The sequence below is a fragment of the Coleofasciculus sp. F4-SAH-05 genome (assembly GCF_040222985.1).
Lineage (GTDB): Bacteria > Cyanobacteriota > Cyanobacteriia > Cyanobacteriales > Coleofasciculaceae > Coleofasciculus > Coleofasciculus chthonoplastes.
In genome coordinates this window covers 1-5,887 of the sequence record NZ_JAVKBY010000281.1, presented here as the reverse complement: position 1 = coordinate 5,887, position 5,887 = coordinate 1, and the positions used below count along the sequence as shown (strand labels likewise).

Below are 5,887 nucleotides of genomic sequence, written 5' to 3'. Positions count from 1 at the left end.
ATGTCTAATTGAGCTTTTTTCTACTAAATGAGCTTTGACTATTTTTTCTCTGAAATCTACTGAATATGCTTTCATTGGCTATCCAACGCCTTAATCTCTGTTCATCAATTGTACTATGATATAGCGCAAAGCGCTGTAAGTGTTGTGGTGAGGGGAGGGAACTCTTAACCGGGAACAGGGAACAGTTTCACCTCACTGTCTCCGGCAGATTTTGCCTACACATCCAATACCTGACAATTTTAAACGGTATGTGGCGCAACGTGAGTGTGAATTGTGTAGGGGCGGGTTTCACCACTATCGTTTGAAATGGTGCGTTACGCTTCGCTCTCCTCACCCTACACCCGCCCCGACTCAGGTTTCTAGATTTCCTGTGAAAAGTCAGGGAGTAGGTTGGGTTTACTGCGTCAATCCAACCAAATTAAGTAAGAATTCGCACCTGATATTTTGATAAAATAATACACCTCCCCGTTAACATCGGTGGGTTACGGCTGATTGTTCATTGAATGGTTATCGCTTCGGTTTAAATCCCGCCTAACCCACCCTACATTTTTGAAATCCAAGTATTTACTCCTAGTCTCTTTTTTTTGAGACAAAGGGGTTTTTATTTTGACTATTTTATGATAACATTGTTACAAGTAACTGATAGACCAAACCCAACACAAGGAGAAGCTATTCGGCATTTAAATCTTAATGTCAAGAATGGTAAAATTATTGTAGTGCGAGCATCTTGATCGCTACAGTTGAGTCTTGACTTAATCCATTGTTCAATCAATTTTTTTAGCAGACTCTAAGTATTAGCGACTCAACGAGGGAAGAAAACTAACTAACTCCGGAAACGCGATAATTAAGACAACAATTAGCGCCTGAAGTAAAATAAATGGAATTACCCCCCAATAAATCTCTGTCGTCTTCACCTCCGGTGGGGCGACACCCCGTAAGTAAAAGAGGGCAAAGCCAAAGGGCGGTGTGAGAAAGGATGTTTGTAGATTCGCCCCCAAAATAACCCCATACCAGACAAGATTTACATCGAGAGATTCCGCCACAGGAGCAAACAACGGAACGATAATAAAGGCGATTTCAAAAAAATCAATAAAAAAGCCTAAAATAAACACCGTTATCATACTCACTGCCAGAAAGCCAATCTGACCTCCGGGTAAATTGGCGAGAATATCAAACATAAACTGATCGCCCTCTAAACCGCGAAAGACTAAGCTAAATGCGGTAGAACCCAGTAGGATAAATATCACCATGCTGGTAATTCGTAGCGTAGCGTCACAGGCTTGGCGTAACGATAACCAGCTTAACTGACGATTAGCCGCCGCCAGTATCATCGCGCCCACACAACCCACCGCCCCGGCTTCTGTTGGTGTGGCAAAGCCAAAAAAGATACTGCCTAAGACTAAAAGAATTAATAATAACGGTGGGAACATCGCAAACAGAACCCGACGCCCTAAGGCTTTCCCGCCAATGTTGCGAACCTCAGCAGGTAAAGCCGGTGCAGCAGTAGGTTTTAACCATGCCACAATTAGTACGTGTACCGCAAAAGCTGCGGTCATTAATAAACCAGGAATTAAGGAACCAATAAATAAGTCCCCGACAGAAATTCCTAATTGATCCGCTAATACAACTAAAACCACACTCGGCGGAATAATTTGTCCTAACGTCCCCGATGCAGCAATTACCCCCGTTGCCAACCGTTTATCATAGCCGTAACGCAGCATGATGGGTAAAGAAATCAGCCCCATAGCCACGACGGTTGCAGCGACAACCCCAGTAGTGGCGGCTAATAGCGCCCCCACTAATACTACAGCTAAGGCAAGTCCCCCCCGCAATCGCCCAAACAGAATCCCCATGGTTTCTAACAGGCGTTCAGCGATGCCAGATTTTTCCAGCATGGAACCCAAGAAGATAAAATAAGGGATTGCCAAGAGGGTATAGTTTGCCATGATGCCAAAAATGCGCTGAGGCATGGCAGTCAGGAAGATGGCGTCAAAGACACCCAAACTCACACCAATAATCGCAAACGCGATCGCAACCCCTCCCAGAGAGAATGCGACGGGATAACCCAGCGACAGAAATACCAACGCCCCGGCAAACATTAAAGGACCTAACCATTCATACTCCAGCATCATGATCTTCCTCCTGGGGTGTGAGATAGCCTGTGAAAATTGCCCAGTTTTTAATCCCTTGGGAAATCCCTTGCAAAATCAGGAGGACAAAGCTGACAATAATCATAGATTTGATCGGATAGCGGGGTAATCCCCCCGGATCAGGAGACATTTCCCGAATTGCCCAGGAATTGAGAATGGTTCCCCAAGAGAAATAAATTACCATTAAACAAAAGGGAATCAAGAATAACAGCGTCCCAATTAAATCAGCCAAGGATCTCCATTTAGGGGACCAACTTTTATGGAACACATCCACCCGCACATGTTCATCATGGCGCAGGGCGTAGGCTGCACCCAAGAGGAATACCAGGTCAAATAAATACCATTGACCTTCGATAAAGGCATTGGAACTGAGGTTTTGACCGACAAAATAGCCAATATAGCGTCCGGCGACATTCCAGGTACCGATCGCGATCATCAGTAATACTAGCCAGTAGGTTAGACGACCAACCCATTCGTTGAATGCATCAATGAGTCGAGAAATCTGTAATAATTGCTGCAAAGCTTACGGCTTCTCCTGACGCTACACCAGATGATGTATTTTACCCCCACTGTTGCCAGGAATATAGCAAATTTTCGCCTTTCTTCAGACGGGGGACACCTCGACTTACTTCGGCTTCGCTCAGTAACACGCTCGGTGTGTCAGATGGGGAAGATTGTGTAGGGGCGGGTTTCACTACTATCTTTTGAAATGGTGCGTTACGCTTACGCTAACGCACCCTACACCCGCCCCGACTTGACAAATGACAAATGACAAATGACAAATGACAAATCAATGCTCGGCGTAATTCGGAAAGTTGGTAAAATTAGACGCTGGTTGCCCCTAAAGGAGCAGTGGTGGGTCAAATTTGACCTACTGCGGACATTAGTACGCCGGGATTTGGAGGCACGGTATAAGGGTTCGGTATTGGGGAATTTGTGGCCCCTCCTCAATCAACTATCACAGTTGCTGATTTACACCTACGTGTTTTCCATTGTCCTGAAGGTGAAGCTTAGTCTGAAGGGATTACCGGCGGATAACAATATTGCCTTTGGCTTATGGTTGTTTGCCGGGTTATTGCCTTGGATTGCTTTTACTGGCGGGTTAACCCAATCAGCGGGTTCGGTAGTCGGACAACCCAATTTGGTAAAAAAGGTGGTGTTTCCCTTGGCACTATTACCACTGGTTCCCGTCTTATCGACATTTATTGAAAGTGCCTTAGGGTTAGCCGCGTTGATTGTGTTAGTGGCTATATCCTCAGGAACATTAAATGCGACGTTAGCGTTATTGCCTTTAGTGTGGTTAACCCAGTTGTTATTAACCGCCGGATTAGGATATTTAGCCGCCGGATTAACCGTATTTTTGCGAGATATTCCCCAAACATTAGGGGTGATTTTAAATCTTTGGTTTTATCTGACGCCAATTGTTTATCCAGCTTCGGTGATTCCCGAACATTTACGGTATTGGGTATTTTGGTTAAATCCTTTGGCGGTGATTGCTCAAGTTTATCGGGATTTGGTATTAGTTGGGTCAGTGGAACATGGGTTAGAATGGGCAGTCACGTTTGGCGTTTCTGGGGTAGTGTTTGGTGTGGGGCTTTGGTGTTATCAGAAATTGCGTCCCGCGTTTGCGGATGTATTATAGAGCGTTAAATGCGGCAAGCATTGGTGTCAACTTAAGGTAGAAAAGCAATGCTGGTAAGGTTTTAAGCTGTGTCTATCTACTTCTCGGCATTTCCCCCTCATCCCCTAACCCCTTCTCCCACCGTGGGGAGAGGGGTTGAGCTTAAGTTGACACTGATGTTCGGCAAGTCGCCCCTACAGTATTTTTCTGTAGGCAATTATTCTTGAGCAATTTGCAAAATCCGTTGGTAAAGATTATTAGTCATCCAAAAACCCGCTTCATTGACTAAAGCATCTAAAAACGGACGCACTACTGGAATCAATCCTTGGTTTTTTGCCCGAAGTAGCACACCTAAAATACCTTGTACCTGCAAACCATAGCGCCTAGCCACCTGTACTCCCCTACGTTCATCTAACATTACTAAAGTCGCTTGTTGTTCGACAGCAAGTGCAATAGCCGCCGCTTCACCCGGATCGAGTTCCGATTGTAATTGAACGACAAATTCCTGATTGACTACAGTAACAGTTTCTATCCAACTAAGCGTTTGAACTTCTATAGTTCCTGGTACATTAAACCTTGTCAGTTCTGCGTAAACAGCTTGTGGAATCAGAATTGTGCCGTAGAGTTGGTAGAGTAGATCAAGCTGTGCGATCGCGGCTAAATTGGTAATCGGTGAGGTATTACTAACAATAGTCAAAGATAACCCATCTCCCGCATCATTTCCACCTCAGCGTCCAATTCCGGCACATCATAATGTACAGGAATCTGACGACTTGCGAGCAGCTTTTGAAAGTGCAAACGGGGCAAAGAAGCCAATCGACTGGCTTGCGCTAATGTCAAGCGTTCCTGCTGAAACAGCAGAATGGCAATTTCTTGTAACATCTCTACATCGGAGAGTTGGGCGATGTTCAGAACTTCATCGGGAATAACAACAGCCATCGGGTAAACTTTAGACTCGTTTACTCCTATTCTAAAGACAGGGGGAACGGAAACCAAACCCCTACGGTTTGGGTTGGTGTGTCAATTTTGATACAATGGGCGCGATCGCATAATTCCTACACCACGACAAAATCGGCTACACTGACTTGGGTGGCTTGTACGCCGATTAACATGGCTAATATTTCCCCACTCCCATTCATCTGAATTAAGGTGGTACTTCCCATACCCATCAGATTAAGCTGATTAAAACTTAGTCCCCCGGCTAAACCTAAGACATCTTCCCCAGGGTTAAAGTCAAAGATGGTATCGCTTCCTTCACCAACTCGTAAGATAAACTGATCCGCCCCATTATTTCCATAGAGTTTATCCGCGCCAGCGCCGCCATCGAGGGTATCATCGCCGTCTCCGCCTACCAGGATATCCGCGTCACCTTCTCCTAGGAGAAAATCATTTCCGGTATCACCAAATAAGCGATCGCGATCGCCTCCACCATGGAGAATATCATTATCTTCGTCACCGCGTATGATATCTTCCCCGCTATTGCCGAATAGGATATCATCGCCGGGATTGCCGAATATGTGGTCATTGCCATCGCCGCCTTCTACGGTATCATGTCCGACTCCCCCTTCCATGCGATCGCGCCCAGCTTCTCCCATGAGCATATCATCTCCGGCGTCGCCAAAGAGTTGATCATCATCGTCGCCTCCACTGAGGAAGTCATTGGCTGCACCCGCGTAATTCATCATTCCCGGCTTCGCCAAATAGGATATCCTCTCCACTTCCCCCGGTGAGGATGTCATGATTCGCTGTACCAAATAGGGTTAAATTGCTAACTGAATTAACGGTAATGGTAACGGTAGCCGTATCCGTATCTTGTCCATCGGTAATCGTGTAATTAAAGGAATCGTCACCACTAAATCCAGCGGCGGGAGTATAGAGAAGATAGTCGTCAGTTGAGTCATTGGGAGTTCCCCGTTGATCACGAGTAATTGTACCCCCGTTGGTGGAGAAGATATCAAAGGTATCGATATATAAAGTATCGCCATCCAGGATATCGGTCAAGAAACCGGGTTTCTTTGGGTCAAATATTGATATGGCGTTGTCATCCTGAGGAGAAACCCGGTTTCTGGGAATATTCGACCGACGATCTAGGATATCACTATCATTACTGAGGACA

Annotated in this window: 7 protein-coding genes; 1 reads left to right on the top strand and 6 read right to left on the bottom strand. The window is 45.6% G+C overall.

The genetic code is table 11. From position 1 onward, the window contains the following. Positions 1-794: 794 nt before the first annotated feature. Both RIG27_RS34200 and RIG27_RS34195 read right to left on the bottom strand, forming a co-directional pair. Positions 795-2,132: a TRAP transporter large permease gene (locus RIG27_RS34200; RefSeq protein WP_446351462.1), complete on the bottom strand. Its 1,338-nt coding sequence runs from the start codon at positions 2,130-2,132 to the stop codon at positions 795-797. Next, positions 2,116-2,670 carry a TRAP transporter small permease subunit gene (locus RIG27_RS34195; protein ID WP_446351461.1) on the bottom strand — a complete coding sequence of 185 codons (555 nt, stop codon included), beginning with the start codon at positions 2,668-2,670 and terminating at the stop codon, positions 2,116-2,118. Before RIG27_RS34195 ends, RIG27_RS34200 begins: the two co-directional genes overlap by 17 nt. Positions 2,671-2,943: 273 nt before the next feature. Between RIG27_RS34195 and RIG27_RS34190 the strand changes: the two genes are divergently transcribed. Beyond that, positions 2,944-3,792 (top strand): ABC transporter permease, encoded by an 849-nt coding sequence (locus RIG27_RS34190; protein WP_446351463.1) that lies wholly within the window; start codon positions 2,944-2,946, stop codon positions 3,790-3,792. Positions 3,793-3,988: 196 nt separating this feature from the next. Here the strand turns inward: RIG27_RS34190 and RIG27_RS34185 are convergent, their stop codons facing one another. From RIG27_RS34185 to RIG27_RS34170, 4 genes are all read right to left on the bottom strand, one after another. After that, positions 3,989-4,468, bottom strand: coding sequence for a DUF3368 domain-containing protein (locus RIG27_RS34185; protein ID WP_446351460.1), 480 nt, complete (start codon positions 4,466-4,468; stop codon positions 3,989-3,991). Then, positions 4,465-4,710 (bottom strand): UPF0175 family protein, encoded by a 246-nt coding sequence (locus RIG27_RS34180; protein WP_446351459.1) that lies wholly within the window; start codon positions 4,708-4,710, stop codon positions 4,465-4,467. Before RIG27_RS34180 ends, RIG27_RS34185 begins: the two co-directional genes overlap by 4 nt. Positions 4,711-4,826: 116 nt before the next feature. After that, entirely contained in the window at positions 4,827-5,456 is a 630-nt protein-coding gene (locus RIG27_RS34175) for a calcium-binding protein (protein ID WP_446351458.1), read from the bottom strand. Beyond that, a partial coding sequence (locus tag RIG27_RS34170) for an Ig-like domain-containing protein (protein WP_446351457.1) occupies positions 5,428-5,887 on the bottom strand: 460 nt, incomplete at its 5' end. The genes RIG27_RS34170 and RIG27_RS34175, both read right to left, overlap by 29 nt.